A 15,369-nucleotide genomic window follows, 5' to 3' on the forward strand; every position below is an offset into this window, starting at 1 on the left:
CCTTAATCAATTATCTATACTTCCTCAAAAAGACATGTCGTTGTTATTCTGCTTCGCTTTGCCATGAACTTACCTGGCCCCTCAACCAATTAGTCCATTCATCGAAGCCTTCGCCAGTCTTTGCAGAAACGAATATTACAATAGCGTTTGGATTGAGCTTGTGAATTCGTTCTTCTACCGCCTCTTTTGAGAATTCTGTAAACACCGGAAGGGTGTCACATTTGTTAATAAGTACCACGTCACATACTGAAAACATAAGTGGGTACTTTAGGGGTTTGTCGTCTCCCTCTGGAACTGAGAGAATCATAGCGTTCTTTGATGAACCGGTATCAAATTCAGCCGGACAAACCAAATTTCCAACATTTTCAAGAAAAACAAGGTCTAAATCTTCTGTGCCAAATTCATGTAACCCCTGACGTGTCATATCTGCGTCTAAGTGGCACATGCCTCCAGTATGTATCTGAATTGCACGGGCGCCAGCATTTTGAATAGTGGCAGCATCCACATCAGAATCTATATCAGCCTCCATTACGCCGATGTTCATTTCGTCCTTTAAACGAGAAATCGTCTGGCATAACGTGGTAGTCTTTCCTGAACCTGGGGCAGACATAAGATTTACTAAAAATGTTTTCTGAGCCTTTAGCTCTCCTCTGAGTTTCTCTGCATCAGCATCATTATCTTCAAAAATGCTCTGCTTTACCTCAATAACCTTGTAAGCTTCCATATTTCCTCCGAATTAAAATTGTTGGGTATTAAGCCACAAGTTTATAAACTCAATTATAAATTTCGAGTTTCCTTGTAGGATAAATATAACCTAATTGATAAAATATTGTCAATTAGGTTCAATTCTTAAACCCGTATAAAATCTAGTACAAAACATCATTAATACACAGGTGTCTATTATCTTTTGGAATGCATGCATTCCAAGTCAGAATGTTGTACAACATATCTATAAAAAAATTGTGAACAATGTCAATAATCCTGTTTGGCCTCTGGCTCAAGTTCAGCAGCTTGAGCAATAAAATTAGGGCTGATTGCATTAAATAACACAATCACCCCTAACAAAAGGCCGAATACACATTTTTTCATACATTATCCCTTTCTATCCTACTCCCCAGCGAAACCATAAAGGTTTAGCTATATAAAAAGTTAGTATAGATTATTGTTATTGTCAATAACTTTAGGGATTAATAACTAATTATGTGTATAACTTATTCTTTTAGGCTTCCTCAGCTCTAAACTCTGCTTCTCCTGGAAGTGGATACTTATCAGTGAGCTCCTTAATAATTGCACGAGCCTTCTCAACACCAGCTTCCTGCTCCTTGATTACAAGGGCAATAGCCTCTGCAACCTTATCGAAATCTTCTTCCTTGAGACCACGTGTAGTTGCTGCAGGAGTTCCAAGACGGATACCTGAAGTAACAAATGGAGACTTAGGATCGTTTGGAATTGTATTCTTGTTTGCTGTGATGTGAGCATCATCAAGAAGCTTCTCTACTACCTTACCTGTGAGTTCAAATGGAGTAAGGTCGATAAGCATAAGGTGATTGTCTGTACCGCCAGAAACAATCTTGATTCCTCTATCCTGTAAGCCCTTGCAAAGTGCCTGGGCGTTCTTAACAATCTGCTGACCGTATTCCTTGAAGGATGGGTCAAGAGCCTCCTTAAAGCAAACCGCTTTACCAGCAAGTACGTGCATTAAAGGACCGCCCTGGATTCCTGGGAAAACAGCCTTATTGAAGTTGTACTTCTCGTTAGCCTCAGCTGTAGCCATAATCATACCGCCTCTAGGTCCACGAAGAGTCTTGTGTGTAGTAGTTGTAACAATATCTGCATAAGGGATTGGGCTCTCATGTACACCTGCTGCAACAAGTCCTGCAATGTGAGCCATATCTACGAAAAGGACAGCACCAACCTTGTCACAAATCTCTCTGAAACGCTTGAAATCAATCTTGCGGCAATAAGCTGATGCACCAGCGATAATCATCTTTGGCTTGCACTCTAAAGCAATTCGCTCAACATCATCGTAATCGATAACGCCATCATCATTTACACCATAAGGTACGATATTGAAATATGTACCTGAGAAGTTTGCTGGTGAACCGTGTGTAAGATGTCCGCCGTGGTCAAGGTTCATTCCCATGACTGTGTCTCCTGGCTGAAGAACTGCGAACTGAACTGCCATGTTTGCCTGGGCACCAGAGTGAGGCTGAACATTAACATACTCGCAGCCAAAGAGTTCTTTTGCTCTCTCTCTTGCAAGGTCTTCTACAACGTCAACCTCGCCGCAGCCACCATAATAACGCTTTCCAGGATAACCTTCTGCATACTTGTTTGTGAGAACTGAGCCCATAGCTGACATTACAGCTGGTGATACCCAGTTTTCAGAAGCAATAAGCTCAATGTGTTCTGACTGGCGATTGTATTCCTTAACAATAGCCTCTGCGATTTCTGGATCTGTGTTTTTGATGTCCTTTAATGTGTACATTACTTTCCCTTTCTATTACTTACTAAAATGGTTCTATATGGTTATCAGTTCAGGCCCATGCTCTGAACCGGTAATCATTAAATGTATTTCTCACCAAACTCTTCCTTAGTGAGAGGCTTATCAAAGAAGAAGCCCTGTGCAAGATTAACTGCATAATCCCCAAGCAAATCAACATGCTTGCTGTCCTCAACGCCCTCCACACAAATATCCATGTGAAGCGAGTCTGCCAAGTCTGATATTGTCTTGACAAAAGCCTTCGAAAAATCGTTGGTATCAATATCTGAAACAAATGACCTGCCAATTTTGATAGTGTTGATAGGTAATTTTTGAATATGGTTAAGTGATGAGAAGCCTGTACCAAAATCATCCAGTGCAACCCTGACACCAAGATTTCTAATCTTAAACAAAGTATTAACAACATTATCCATCTCAGTTACCTCGATGGATTCTGTAATCTCCAGTGTGAGATTCTTTGGCTCAATTGCTGTAGCCTTCAGCACCTTGTCCACTCTGTCAACGAAGTCCTTCTGAAGAAGCTGAACTACTGAAATATTAACATTAACCTTGTATTCTGGATGACCAAAATCATTCCAATGCTTACAGGTCTTCGCAGCTTCATAGAGAACATGGTCACCAATATCGCCAATGAGACGAAGTCTCTCAGCCTCGTAGATAAAGCTGTCAGGCATCATAAGCCCAAGCTCTGAAGAATTCCATCTCACAAGAGCCTCTGCACCGCAGCAATTTGGCACACCTCCAATGAATTCCATAATAGGCTGATAATAAACAGAAAATTCTCTGCAGCCCTTTTCAACAGCACGGCGAAGTGCCTGTTCAAGCTTGAGCTTTTCTGCCATTACCACATCAGACTTTTCATTATAGAATTCGAAGCTGTTCTTGCCCCTGTCCTTTACTCCATGAAGAGCAATTGTAAGGCGGGTAAGAATTGCGGACGCATCTGTAATATCAGCAGGTGCTTTAACTCCACCCATGCTGATTGTGCAGTAATACTGCTGGTCCTTTATAGTCCAAGGATTATCAAAAAGATTCATAATCCTCTTAATTACTAAATCAAGACTGTCGAAGTGCTCATGGTCCACAAGCACTGCAAACTCATCTCCACCAACCCTGTAGCACTTTCCACTGATTGCTGAAATGTCGTTGATGCTATGAGCTATAAATTCAAGCAAATCATCTCCTGCCTGATAGCCAAGTCCCTCGTTCACGTGACTGAAGTTGTCGAGATCAAACATAAGCACAGCAAATTCTTTGCCAAGCTTTTTAGCCACGTGATACTCGATAGAAATATCCTTCTCGCAGGCCTGACGATTGAAAAGACCTGTAAGTGAATCCTCCTGCGCCTGTTTCTCAGCCTTCTTCTGGTAAGATCGAATTTCGGTAGTGTCATAGAAGGTAATCAGACGTACCTCACGCTCATCAACCCACTTTATGTTATGAAGGGAAATATCGAACCATTTTCCCGAGCCATTTGCTGAATAGCCGTTCAAAACTGAAATCTCATATCGTTTGTCAAAGATTAATTCCTGAACTGCAACTCTGTCAATTTCATTTTCAAAAAGTGTATTGAAGGTGTCGTTAGTATATAAAATCTGCCTGTTCTCCACATCAGCAACCACCACGCCGTATCCTGCATTCTGAAGAATTGCAGTAAGTGCTGAGTAAGAGCTTGCCAGAGAATTGGCTGTAATTTTCTTCACTAAAATATTGTATAGGATGTGCTTGATATCATTTGCGAATCTGATATCCTCCACACTCCATTGTCTTTCCTGACCAATTGAAACGAAGCAAAGGTACATTGCCTCTGATTCGTTCACGTTAAGAGGCAGAAGAATCGCTGCCTTAATATCAAACTTGCCAAAGAAATCTTCGAAAGACTTTGGTAAGCTTGCATCTGATGAAATAGTGTAAGGCTTTCCATTCATGAATGGAAGCTCCTCCACAGGGATACCTTTGAAGGTTTCGCTAAGCCTCTTTTCCTGACTGCTCCACTCGATAATCATATCTGCTGTGGTACCGTCAGTCGACAACTGAATAAGGCCGGTATTCGTACAACCCACGTAGAGGCCAGCCTCTTTTAATATTTCCCCTGAAACCTTCATGAAGGAATCGTCAGACTCCATCAGACGAAGGATTGCAGTCATAATCTCGTTTTTCTTGAGCTTGTCCTCAGCGATAAGACCAGCATTTTTCTCGTCTGAAAGCCTTGCCTTGAGCTTGTGACTGTATAACTTCTCTTTGAAATAGCACTTTGAAACTGTCTCCATAAGTGCAACGGCCTTATCAAACTGAACTACAGTAGTGGTGCTTACCTTCTCAGGAAGAGAAGTTCCTGCCGGAATGCTTCCTCTATCAATGCCAAAGCAAAGCCATGCACCGATAACCTTCCCCTCGTCACCACGAATTGCAACTGCCCTGTACATAAAATAATCCTCTGGTGCAGCCACCTCCACAACATTCTCTGGAGAGCCATCAACAAAGGATTCTAAAAGCTTGTTTTTAATTTCGCTTGAAAAATTAGCGTCAACAAAATCCTCCTCAGACTTTTCGCCTGAGAAGGATGTGATTTGACCATTTGTCTTTGACATACAAATGACATACATGTCACCTTCCTTACAGAAAGCATCCTGAACCTGCTGTATGTCTTCACTATAATTAACTAATTCATAACTTATTCTACTACTTGAGTCCATCCATACTTATCCTCGAGTCTTCCCCACTGGATACCTGTCAGGGTGTCGTAAAGCTTCTGGGTAAGCTCGCCGGTTTTACCTCCATTTATTACAACAACATCATCGTTGTAGCGAAGCTCGCCAACTGGTGAAATGACTGCTGCTGTTCCTGTTCCGAAGACCTCCTCAAGCTTGCCATCATGGCCAGCCTTCATAAGATCATCAATTGCGAGGCGCTCCTCTCTAACGGTATATCCCCAGTCTCTCAGAAGATGAATCATGGAATCACGTGTGACACCTGGAAGAACTGTTCCAACTGTAGGGGCTGTCCAAATCTCACCATCAATCTTGAACATGATGTTCATTGTTCCAACCTCTTCAACGTATTTTCTCTCATTGCCATCAAGCCAGAGAACCTGTGAATATCCAAGCTTCTCAGCCTTAACCTGACCTGCAATAGAACCTGCGTAGTTACCGCCGCATTTTGTGAAGCCTGTGCCACCTGCAACTGCTCGAACAAGTTCATTTTCTACTAAAATTTTGACTGGGTCAAGACCTGTTGCATAATATGCTCCAACTGGGCAACAAAGAATCATGAACTTGTATGACTTTGCCATGTGAACGCCAAGTGCAGACTCAGTTGCGAACATGAATGGACGAATGTAAAGTGATGTATCCTTTTGTGTAGGAACCCATGCTTCCTCAGTCTTAACAAGCGCCTTGATAGCAGCAACGAAATCCTCAACTGGGAATGCTGGCATGCAAAGTCTCTCATTTGAATTAATCATACGCTTTGCATTCATTTCTGGTCTGAAGAGCTGAATCTTGCCATCCTCACGACGATATGCCTTCAAGCCTTCGAATGTCTCCTGTGCATAATGAAGAGTCATGCAGGCTGGATCAAGTTCAATTGGTCCCTCAGGAACTATTCTTGCATCATGCCATCCGATCTCTCTATCCCAATCACAGATGAACATGTAATCTGTCATGTACTTTCCAAATCCAAGATTGTTCCAATCTGGTTTATCCTTTAATTTCTCACGCTTTTCAAATCTGATTTCCATTTCTGCCTCCGTAAGCTATCCTTAATCAATAAATCTGAAATTTATTATCTAACTTTTGACCTTATACGTCAACACTTTAGTGTACTAAATTATTACTATTCACAGTTTAAAAAATTCAAAGAGTCATTCTTATCAAGCTTGCTTGTAGAAGAATACTCATTGAATTTTAAAAAACTGTAAATAGTAATTTTTTTCAAACCCTAAATATTCTGTGAATTCTCTAAATTGCATGGATGGTAATTCTGATTAATGCTATAATTCAGATAGGTCTAGAATTGTGGGGCAATTTTATGAATATTGATACTCAGATATGCGGGCTGATTCTTATAGCCATGCTCATTTATTTCTATAAAAAACAGCCTGTTATGGGGCTAAGCTCCGAACGAAAATTTCAACAGACACTGTACGTAATCTTAGGGTGCGTCATCCTTGATATTGCATCCTGCTATTTTATTGTCAATTCGAAGCGCTTCTCAGATTTCGTAGTTTATGCAGTATGCAAGCTTTATCTGGTATCCTTACATTGTGTTGCGTTTGCAGCCTTAGGCTATGCAGTTTCTGATGTTTTTGAAAACTATGGAACAAAAAATGAGAAATTCATCGGAGTCTGTCTTCAGGCCTTTTGCGTCATAGGTCTGCTTGTCACCGTCTATTTGCCAGTTTACTACTATTACGATGGTCAAAAGCTTTATTCATACGGACCAAGTGCAATCGCCACTTACGTTTTCGTGGCCATATACATCCTATTAGTATTTACGTCAACCATCGTTCTGAAGCGTCACTTAATACAAAAGAAATCAACCGCCTTGATTTTTTGGATGGGAATCTGGACTCTTTCAGCAATAATCCAATTCTTCAATCCAAAACTTTTGCTTGTCAGCTTTGCTGCCTGTCTGGGTGGACTTATTATATATTTTGAATTAGAAAATCCTCAGAGCTCCATCTCCAGAAAAACTGGACACTTCAGCTCTGCGGTAATACGCGAATACCTGGATTACCTGTATCAAAACAACAAGCATTTCTCTGCGATGATGATTTCCTTCAAAACTATTGCAGATTCTGCAGAAGAAAATCAGATGCTACGAAAAACTATTGAAATGCTGTCCGAGTACCTCTTCTCAGTAGACAATGCCAAAGTCTTCGATACAGCCGAAGGCTATTTCCTATTAGTATTTGAGAGCCCTGATTTTTTGGAAAGCACAAAATTCCAGATTTTCACTTACTTCCAAAAAATGGAATACAATTCAGACATCGACAATGCAATTGCTTTGCTAAGACCTTACTACACCATCATTCCCGACAGCACCGTTGCCGATAATTCAGACGAGTTCATGTCGTTGCTTGCCACCTTCATTCCTACCGATTATAACCTGATGGCAGGAAATGAAATTGTGGTGACACCGGATTTGATGCTGGATGTCCGCAGACAGAAGCAGGTTGAAAAGCTTGTTATCGATGCCATTGAGCAGGACCGCGTTGAGGTTCACTATCAACCAATTTATGATATTTCAACCGAAACCTTCACCTGTGCAGAGGCTCTGGTTCGTATAAAGCTCCTTGATGAAACTTATTTATTACCAAACGAATTCATTCCAATCATCGAGTTAACCGGACGAATCATTCCGCTTTCTGACACAGTTTATAGAAAAACTTTATCCTTCATAAAGTCCTACCATGTTGAACGCATCGGGGTAAAGCACATTGACCTGAACCTTTCAGTTAAACAGGGTGAGAGCCCAATCTTCACCTCGAAGCTTTTGCAGATGCTTGAGGATTACAAAATTGATCCTAAGCTTATCAATCTGGAAATAACCGAAACCAATTCCCTTCGAAGTAAGGAAAGCCTTTACAAAAACATGCAAAAGCTTGAGGCTCATGGCCTTTCCTTCTCTCTTGACGACTTTGGCTCTGGCAGTTCAAATCTAAACTATATCGTAGATATGCCTGTCAACATCGTTAAGCTGGATAAGCATCTGTCCGAAGAATATTATGATAACAAAAAAGCCCAGGCCATCGTCACAGCAGTCATCGAAATGGCTCATTCAATGGGTATAAAAATCATTGCCGAAGGAATTGAGACCGCAGAAGAATTTAACACTATGAAAACTCTTGGTGTTGATTATATTCAAGGCTTTTATTTCTCAAAGCCATTACCAGAGCGTGAATTCTTGAAGTTCATGCAGGAACACAACCTTAAGTAGAAAGCGAGGAATTAATATGCACACATTTCAGCCTTACCCTATTAACATGTTGGAATGGAATCCAATCAAGAAGCTTGCCGACGAAGGTGTTGCCATTGTCACTGAAGCTGATGGTCGCGTAAATGCCACCTCATCCCACAATGGTGGTGTTGGGCACATCTGGGGCAAGAACGTACTTTACGCCTTCTTGCGTAACACCAGATATACCAAAGAGCTTCTTGATAAAAGCGACTACTTCTCCGCTTGTTTCTTTGATATGAATGATATAAACAACGCACGACTTATGAAGGTTTTAGATCAGCTTAGTGGTCGAAACGAAGACAAGCTTGCTGCCTGTCGTGTCACAATAAATCACGCGCTCGAGGTTCCTTATATCGATGATGCCAACTTCATCATCCTCTGCCGCAAGATTGCAGCCGTACCGATGACGGAGAACACTATCCTCGACCAAAAGATCCTGAACATCCAATACACTGAGCGCCACCTGGACGACTTCCACACGATGTACATTGGTGAAATCCTAGATATTCGTGCCCGATAATTGCATACAATACGCATTCCATGCGGCTCCTACACTTACTGTACGGGGCCGCTATTTTTCTGCCCTCTTATCCTTCAGTCCTGCTCAGCCGCCCCTGCTCCTCGCTACGCCATTCGCTAAGATAGGCCTGCCCGCCAGCCTCCGCCACACTAGGGCTCGGTCCAATTCTCATTTGCATCATTGGAGTAAAATTGTAGATTCTCTTAAGCTACAGGTTGAGCTTTCTGTGGGTGTCCTTTTATTGATTTTGCACTTCGAAGCCACTGTATTACACTACACAGACACTTTGTAGTTTATATAAGCTTTTCTGCACAAAGCTTAATTCAAGAATTATTAGTGTCTGTGTTGTGTATACTGTGGCGTTAGAAGTGCAAAGAATGAAACGGACACCCACAAATAAGAAAGCGAAACGTAGCTTTAGAGAATCACAATTTTGCGACGTGCAATGAGAATTGGACCGAGCCCTAGTGTGGCGGAGGCTGGCGGGCAGGCCTATCTGAGAGTAATTTAACGACGAAGCAGGGGGGACTGGGCAGATTCAAAATTTGCAGGACAGAAAAATAGCGGCCCCCTGAAGTAATCAGGAAGCCGCATAAAAATCAATATTCAACTGCAATTATCGGTTGAAGAATTCTACGAATTCTTCATATCCGTCATTTGTGAGCTGTTCCTTCTGGAACTTCTTGTTCTTGTTCATGCGAACTACGAGGACTGTCTGTCCCTCCGCACGAGCAGCCTTTGCCTGAGCCATAACCTCGGCAAGCTTCTCTGCTGGGTAGCCTTTCTCTACAAGGTAAGCTACCTTCTTGCTAGCGCCTGGTACCTTAAAGCCCTGCTCCATAAGAAGAAGGATGATACGCTCGAAGCCAATTGAGAATCCACAAGCTGGTGTGTTCTGGCCTGTGAAGTTTCCAATCATCTTGTCGTAGCGGCCGCCGCCACCACAGCTTCCTCCGAACTCAGGAATAGCGATTTCGAAAATTGTACCTGTGTAGTAGCTCATTCCACGTACAAGTGTTGGATCAAATACAAGCTCAAACTGAGCTTCCTTTGTAGCATTTACAGCCGCTGCGATTTCGCGCATCCAGTCAGCTACCTCTGTATCAAGGAATTCGCCAAGCTTATCAAGAAGTACATCCATGCCTGCTGCAACATCCTTAACATTCTCAAGAAGTGCAAATAATTCTACATATTTATCAATAGACTCCTTAGAGTAGCCAGCTTCAAGAAGCTCTGCTGAAACTCCATCAAGTCCAATCTTGTCCATCTTATCAAGTGTGATGAAGATTGAATCGTAATCCTCTTCAGAGAATCCTGCATAAGCAGCCATAGCCTTAAGGATACGACGCTCATTGATACGGATTTCAAAATTCTTGAATCCGATACGGCCAAGTGTTGTAGTAGTAGCGAGGATAAGCTCGATTTCTGCTAAGTTGCTAGGCTCGCCAAGGATATCGATATCACACTGTGTGAACTGACGATAACGGCCACGTTGTGGTCTGTCTGCTCTCCAAACTGAGCCAATCTGAAGTGCCTTAAATGGTGATGAAAGCTCATTAGCATGATTTGAATAAAATCTGCAAAGAGGAACTGTAAGGTCGTATCTCATACCAAAATCTACAACATCATCTTCTGTCTGTGCCTCAGGGATATTGAGCTTCTCTCCTCTCTTCATTACCTTGAAGATAAGCTTCTCATTTTCTCCACCCTGCTTGTTTGAAAGGTTTCCAATAGACTCCATCGCTGGTGTCTCGATTGGTGTAAATCCAAAAGAACGATAGGTGTCCTTAATAATAGAAGTAACATAATCGCGAACTTCCATCTCGTATGGAAGAATGTCCTTCATTCCGTTAACTGGTTTCTTGTTTAAAGCCATTTTAAATCCTCTCTAAGTTTTTCACGTTTTCTATCTATCATTTCATCAATTCGGTCCATGTAAAGCTGAACGTCCTTGACATTTTCGCATCTTGTAACTGTCTTGCCATGGTCTGCAACAAACTTGCAGGCTGTGCCACAGCCAAGTGCCATTATAGTTTGTTTCTCTTCCATTATCAAGATGTTATATAAGCCCTCTTTACCTGGTGTGGCATAGCCGATATTTTCCAAGTTGGCTGCCATATTCTTCTGACGATAAAGGTAATATGGATTCATTCCCATTTCCTTTGCTGCATCCAGACAGATGTCCATATGCTTCTGGGAATTCTCCACAAGATAATCCTCATAGGCTTCCTTATCATAATTGAGTCTAGCAGAATGCTTCAGCGCCAGTGAATGAACGGTGAGATTATCCGGTGCTAACTTCTTTACCTCAGATAAGGTGTAAGCCACATCCTCGATAGTCTCACCTGGAAGACCAAGTATAAGATCCATATTAATATTTTCAAAGCCAAGCTCTCGTGCCCATCCAAAGACCTCATGAATGTCCTCCACCTTGTGGAAACGACCAATTAAATCAAGAGTCTTTTGATTCATTGTCTGTGGATTGATGGAAATGCGAGTGACGGGATGATTGCGCATCACCTGAAGCTTTTCAAAGGTGATAGAATCAGGACGACCCGCTTCCACTGTGTATTCCAAAAGTGATGGTGTATCGAAGTATTTATCAATGAGAGAAAGCAGTCTCTCAAGGTGCTCAGCATCTAGGGATGTTGGTGTGCCTCCGCCAATATAAATGGTAGTAAGGCTCTTTCCCTTGCAGGACTCAGCGGTAAATGCCATCTCCTTTTCAAGCGCATCGATATAATCATCAAGCTTCTTGGTCCAAAGGCCGATTGGATAAGAGGTAAACGAGCAATATAAGCAAGTACTTGGACAAAATGGTATTCCAATATAAATGGAATAGCCATTGTCGTAATCTATCTTCGATAAAAGCTCGTGCTCCTTATGGGAAACCTGCAAGCTCAAATCAATCTTCTCCTGCGAGGTCAGGTAGGTCTGCTTCATATAATCAGCAACCTGCTCATCGCTTGCTCCCTCCTCAATCATGCCTAAGCTGATTTTGGTAGGACGAATACCTGTCAGTGTGCCCCAAGGTAAATCCTTTCCTGTTCGCTCATGAAGGCTCTCATAAATAGCCAGTTTCAGACGATTCTTTGTATCTGGACGATTGGAATAATCAATCTCAATCTGACGTCCATCCAAGGTCAGGATATTGTCTGAGTAGTCCACCTTCATCGAAAAAAGAAGCCCTGAATCCTCTGGAACAGGGTCTGTGGAAATCTCAACCTCTTCCTTTGGATAAAAGGCTTTAACTAGTGAATAAATATCGTATTCAAAATTATCTTCATTTAATTGGATATAAATCATAAAAACTTCCTGTTATAGATACATATTATACATGCGTTCCTCGCCAATGGTGGTTGCACTCTCATGTCCTGGGTAACAAATGGTGTCATCTGGAAGAATCATAAGCTTTGACTTGATTCCACCTACAAGCTGTGACATAGAACCACCTGGGAAATCTGTGCGGCCAACTGAACCGCAGAAAAGGGTATCCCCTGTGAAAACAATTCCCTCAAATGGGAAATAAAAACAGCATCCGCCAGGTGTATGACCTGGTGTGAAAATACACTTGATATGAAGCCCTGCCAAATCAAACTCCTGATCATCCTTGAGGAAAACATCAGCCTTATACGAAACAGGCTCCCCCATCATAACAGAAAGATTGATGTTTGGGCTTTCTAAAGACTCTCGCTCTCCCTCGAAAGCGTAGACCTGAATCCCATAGGTGCTGGCAATCTCTGCAGCTGCACCAGCATGATCAAAGTGACCATGTGTCAGAAGAATCGCAACCGGTGTGGTGCCAGACTTTTCAACCGCTGCCTTGATACGCTCAGGCGCTGAGCCTGGATCAATTATAATAGACTCGTTTGTTTTATCATTAATTGCCAAGTAGCAGTTCATGGCGCAAACTGGCAATAAAACCTGCATTACCTTCATTAAAATTATCCTCTAGGTCTTTCTACATCGATGATTGATTCCACCTGCTTGATTTTCTCAACAAGTGCACGAAGCTGCTCCTTGCTCTGTGTGCCGAACTTGATAGTGATTGTGGCAACCCCCTGCTTGCTGGTCTTAGAATGGATGGAATCGATATCAATCTCACGCTCTGTGAAAATACGAGTGATATCAACAAGAAGACCTGTACGGTTGTTTCCATAAATATTGATTTCGGTCAGGTAAACTCCGCCACGCTTACCATCCTCTTCAATATCAGCTGCCCACTCTGCCTCGATTAATCGCTCCTTCTCGAAATCCGGAAGATTAATCATATTGATGCAGTCAGTACGGTGGATTGAAACGCCACGGCCTCTGGTAACGAAGCCCACGATTTCATCACCTGGTACAGGATTGCAGCACTTAGAGAAGCGCACTGAAACATCGTAAAGTCCGCTAACTGTAATACCATTTTTAGACTTAGGCTTAATCTTGTCGGAAGAACCGCTGTGCTCTGCAAGCACATCCTCGTCAGTAACCTTCACTGGATGATCCTTCTGCCATGCAGTGAACATCCTATTGATAACGGCGCCTTCCTTGATAGCGCCCTGACCTACAGCGGCCAAAGTATCCTCCCAACTGTGGAAGCCATATTTATTCTTAATGAGCTCCTGATATTTAGGCTTGTTGATTGAGCCAATATCCACGCCCTTTGTCTTTGCCGAATTGATGAGCAGTTCCTTACCCTTGGCGATATTCTCGTCCTTAGACTGTGAGCGGAACCACTGGTTAATCTTGTTCTTCGCCTGTGATGACTTTACGATATTAAGCCAATCACGGCTAGGACCATTTGTATTCTGAGATGTGACAACCTCGATACGGTCACCATTTTGGATTACGTAGTCGATTGGCACAAGCTTTCCGTTGACCTTGGCACCAATCATTCGATTACCCACGGCTGAATGAATCGAATATGCAAAATCGATTGGTGTAGAACCATTTGGAAGATTCTTAACATCTCCTGTTGGAGTGAAACAAAATACTGTGTCTGAGAAAAGATTCAAATCGGATTTTAATAAAGAAGAGAATTCCTTATTGTCCTGAATCTCCTGCTGCCATTCAAGGATCTCACGAAGCCAAGAAAGCTTTTCCTCCTCACCGACAACTGTAGAGCCCTCACCACTTTCTTTGTACTTCCAATGAGCTGCGATACCGTACTCACTGGTGCGGTGCATCTCGTAGGTACGAATCTGGATTTCGAAAGGTGCACCATTTGGACCGATAACTGTAGTATGCAAAGACTGATACATGTTAGGCTTTGGCATAGCGATATAATCCTTGAAACGACCAGGAATTGGTGTATACATCTCGTGGATAACACCAAGTGCTGCATAACAATCCTTGATAGAATCTACGATGATACGAACTGCGAACAAATCATATATCTGATCGATGGTCTTATGCTGATTAACCATCTTCTTATATATAGAGAAGAAATGCTTTGCACGACCATATACGTCAGCCTTAATCTCTGCAGCCTCGATATGTTTGCGAACATCCACTACCAACGAATTGATATAATCTGTACGCTGGCTCTTACGAAGAGCAATCTTCTCAACCAAATCATAGTAAGCATCTGGCTCCAGATACTTCAGTGAAAGGTCATCAAGCTCGATCTTAACCCTGCTGATACCAAGTCGCTGTGCTAAAGGAGCATAAATCTCCATGGTCTCACGGGCCTTCTCCTTTTGCTTCTCAGGAGTCATGTACTTCAGAGTACGCATATTGTGAAGCCTATCGGCTAGCTTAATCAAAATAACACGGATATCCTTTGCCATGGCAAGGAACATCTTTCTAAGATTCTCAGCCTGGATTTCTACCTTGTCCGCGTCGTAGTTCAACTGACCCAACTTGGTGACGCCATCAACAAGCTCTGCAACTTCCTCTGAGAACTCTTGGGCAATCTCCTCCTTGGTACAGATGGTGTCCTCCACAACATCATGCAAAAGTCCTGCCACGATAGTTTCCTTATCAAGCTCTAGGTCTGCCAAAATGATGGCAACACAAAGAGGATGGATGATATAAGGCTCGCCAGACTTACGACACTGGCCCTCATGGGCATTTCTGGCTATAGTGTAGCCCTTCTCAATCATGGAAATATCTGTGTTTGGATGATATTTGCGAACGCGCTCAATAAGCTCACGATAGAGCTCGTCAGGATTAACGAAATCTTCGGTAGCAATGACACCATGGTTTTCAAAAGCAGACTGCTGCTCATTAATTTCAACTTCATTTTTGCTTGCCATGATATCACCGCCTTTCCTAAAAAATTTTTATTAATCATTATATTATTTAACAGTTTAAAAAGCAATAATTCTAATGCTGAAAATTCCGTGTCTTCCTAGACTTTTTTTGATTTTTTTGATATCATATTTCCGGTCTTTTTTTA

At 42.2% G+C, this 15,369-nt stretch carries 10 protein-coding genes; 2 read left to right on the forward strand and 8 right to left on the reverse strand.

Translation table 11 applies throughout. The features are described from left to right. Nucleotides 1–43: 43 nt before the first annotated feature. The 4 genes from hypB to FXF36_RS05595 all read right to left on the reverse strand — a co-directional run bounded on the left by hypB (nucleotide 44) and on the right by FXF36_RS05595 (nucleotide 6,242). On the reverse strand, nucleotides 44–724 hold the full coding sequence (gene hypB, locus FXF36_RS05580) for a hydrogenase nickel incorporation protein HypB (protein WP_151622852.1): 681 nt from the start codon (nucleotides 722–724) through the stop codon (nucleotides 44–46). Nucleotides 725–1,219: 495 nt separating this feature from the next. Then, nucleotides 1,220–2,488, reverse strand: coding sequence for a serine hydroxymethyltransferase (gene glyA / locus FXF36_RS05585; protein ID WP_151622853.1), 1,269 nt, complete (start codon nucleotides 2,486–2,488; stop codon nucleotides 1,220–1,222). A gap of 77 nt (nucleotides 2,489–2,565) precedes the next feature. Then, nucleotides 2,566–5,199: a bifunctional diguanylate cyclase/phosphodiesterase gene (locus FXF36_RS05590; protein WP_151622854.1), complete on the reverse strand. Its 2,634-nt coding sequence runs from the start codon at nucleotides 5,197–5,199 to the stop codon at nucleotides 2,566–2,568. Beyond that, nucleotides 5,178–6,242 (reverse strand): branched-chain amino acid aminotransferase, encoded by a 1,065-nt coding sequence (locus FXF36_RS05595; protein ID WP_151622855.1) that lies wholly within the window; start codon nucleotides 6,240–6,242, stop codon nucleotides 5,178–5,180. The genes FXF36_RS05590 and FXF36_RS05595 overlap by 22 nt, the downstream gene beginning before the upstream one ends. A gap of 290 nt (nucleotides 6,243–6,532) precedes the next feature. Here FXF36_RS05595 and FXF36_RS05600 point away from each other — a divergent pair, with 290 nt between their 5' ends. Together FXF36_RS05600 and FXF36_RS05605 are read left to right on the forward strand one after the other, a co-directional pair. Then, on the forward strand, nucleotides 6,533–8,443 hold the full coding sequence (locus FXF36_RS05600) for an EAL domain-containing protein (RefSeq protein WP_167511299.1): 1,911 nt from the start codon (nucleotides 6,533–6,535) through the stop codon (nucleotides 8,441–8,443). Nucleotides 8,444–8,459: 16 nt separating this feature from the next. Continuing rightward, nucleotides 8,460–8,984: a flavin reductase gene (locus tag FXF36_RS05605; protein WP_151622857.1), complete on the forward strand. Its 525-nt coding sequence runs from the start codon at nucleotides 8,460–8,462 to the stop codon at nucleotides 8,982–8,984. Nucleotides 8,985–9,600: 616 nt separating this feature from the next. Here FXF36_RS05605 and hisS read toward each other — a convergent pair. Genes hisS through FXF36_RS05625 form a run of 4 tightly spaced genes read right to left on the reverse strand, consistent with a single transcriptional unit; the run spans nucleotide 9,601 to nucleotide 15,226 of the window. After that, on the reverse strand, nucleotides 9,601–10,860 hold the full coding sequence (gene hisS / locus FXF36_RS05610; RefSeq protein WP_151622858.1) for a histidine--tRNA ligase: 1,260 nt from the start codon (nucleotides 10,858–10,860) through the stop codon (nucleotides 9,601–9,603). Then, entirely contained in the window at nucleotides 10,851–12,290 is a 1,440-nt protein-coding gene (gene hemZ, locus FXF36_RS05615) for a coproporphyrinogen dehydrogenase HemZ (RefSeq protein WP_151622859.1), read from the reverse strand. The genes hisS and hemZ overlap by 10 nt, the downstream gene beginning before the upstream one ends. A gap of 12 nt (nucleotides 12,291–12,302) precedes the next feature. After that, entirely contained in the window at nucleotides 12,303–12,923 is a 621-nt protein-coding gene (locus FXF36_RS05620; protein WP_151622860.1) for an MBL fold metallo-hydrolase, read from the reverse strand. A 5-nt stretch (nucleotides 12,924–12,928) separates the two neighbouring features. After that, entirely contained in the window at nucleotides 12,929–15,226 is a 2,298-nt protein-coding gene (locus tag FXF36_RS05625) for a RelA/SpoT family protein (protein ID WP_151622861.1), read from the reverse strand. Between the last annotated feature and the right edge of the window lie 143 nt (nucleotides 15,227–15,369).

Source organism: Pseudobutyrivibrio xylanivorans, from assembly GCF_008935055.1.
Lineage (GTDB): Bacteria > Bacillota > Clostridia > Lachnospirales > Lachnospiraceae > Pseudobutyrivibrio > Pseudobutyrivibrio xylanivorans_A.

Excerpts from the sequence above, each read along its gene's own strand:
- hypB (WP_151622852.1), bottom strand. The coding sequence starts at position 724 with ATGGAAGCTTACAAGGTTATTGAGGTAAAGCAGAGCATTTTTGAAGAT.
- glyA (WP_151622853.1), bottom strand. The coding sequence starts at position 2,488 with ATGTACACATTAAAGGACATCAAAAACACAGATCCAGAAATCGCAGAG.
- FXF36_RS05590 (WP_151622854.1), bottom strand. The coding sequence starts at position 5,199 with ATGGACTCAAGTAGTAGAATAAGTTATGAATTAGTTAATTATAGTGAA.
- FXF36_RS05595 (WP_151622855.1), bottom strand. The coding sequence starts at position 6,242 with ATGGAAATCAGATTTGAAAAGCGTGAGAAATTAAAGGATAAACCAGAT.
- FXF36_RS05600 (WP_167511299.1), top strand. The coding sequence starts at position 6,533 with ATGAATATTGATACTCAGATATGCGGGCTGATTCTTATAGCCATGCTC.
- FXF36_RS05605 (WP_151622857.1), top strand. The coding sequence starts at position 8,460 with ATGCACACATTTCAGCCTTACCCTATTAACATGTTGGAATGGAATCCA.
- hisS (WP_151622858.1), bottom strand. The coding sequence starts at position 10,860 with ATGGCTTTAAACAAGAAACCAGTTAACGGAATGAAGGACATTCTTCCA.
- hemZ (WP_151622859.1), bottom strand. The coding sequence starts at position 12,290 with ATGATTTATATCCAATTAAATGAAGATAATTTTGAATACGATATTTAT.
- FXF36_RS05620 (WP_151622860.1), bottom strand. The coding sequence starts at position 12,923 with ATGAAGGTAATGCAGGTTTTATTGCCAGTTTGCGCCATGAACTGCTAC.
- FXF36_RS05625 (WP_151622861.1), bottom strand. The coding sequence starts at position 15,226 with ATGGCAAGCAAAAATGAAGTTGAAATTAATGAGCAGCAGTCTGCTTTT.